This window comes from Sphingosinicella sp. CPCC 101087 (assembly GCF_004151485.1).
Taxonomy (GTDB): domain Bacteria; phylum Pseudomonadota; class Alphaproteobacteria; order Sphingomonadales; family Sphingomonadaceae; genus Allosphingosinicella.
Genome location: NZ_SBFF01000040.1, coordinates 1 through 609, shown reverse-complemented (window position 1 = coordinate 609; position 609 = coordinate 1). Strand labels below are relative to the sequence as shown.

The window sequence follows — 609 nt, the reverse complement described above, 5'->3', positions numbered from 1 at the left end:
CCCCGGAATCCCCGCGGCCCAGGCGGCGCTCGACGCTCTGCTGACGGCGAACGGTGTCGAGATGTCGGGCGACACGATCTTCCTTCCCAACATCGCTCCCGATGAAGGACTCTCCGCCTCGTTCAATAGCTGGTTCACCCTCTTCGGCCAGTTCTTCGACCACGGCTTGGATCTCGTCGCCAAGGGACAGAGCGGTACCGTGTTCATCCCGCTCCAGCCGGACGACCCCCTTTACGACCCGAACAGCCCGACCAACTTCATGGTCCTGACCCGCGCGACGGTCGGTCCCGGCCAGGACGGCGTCATGGGCACGGCGGACGATGTCGGACCGGTCAACGTCACGACGCCCTTCGTCGACCAGAACCAGACCTACACCTCGCATCCTTCGCACCAGGTCTTTCTTCGCGAATATGAGCTGGTCGGCGGCGTGCCGCAGGCGACGGGCAAGCTTCTCGACGGCGCCAATGGCGGCCTGCCCACCTGGGGCGAGATCAAGGCGCAGGCGGCGAATATCCTCGGCATTCAGCTGACCGACTATCAGGTCGGCAACCTGCCCCTCATCGCCACCGATCCCTACGGCAACTTCATTCCCGATCCGGTTACCGGCTT

1 protein-coding gene is annotated in these 609 nt (G+C 64.5%); it reads left to right on the top strand.

The window, feature by feature from the left end; genetic code table 11:
• The coding region (locus EKM57_RS21675; protein WP_206185547.1) for a peroxidase family protein at positions 1–609 on the top strand (609 nt) is incomplete at both ends.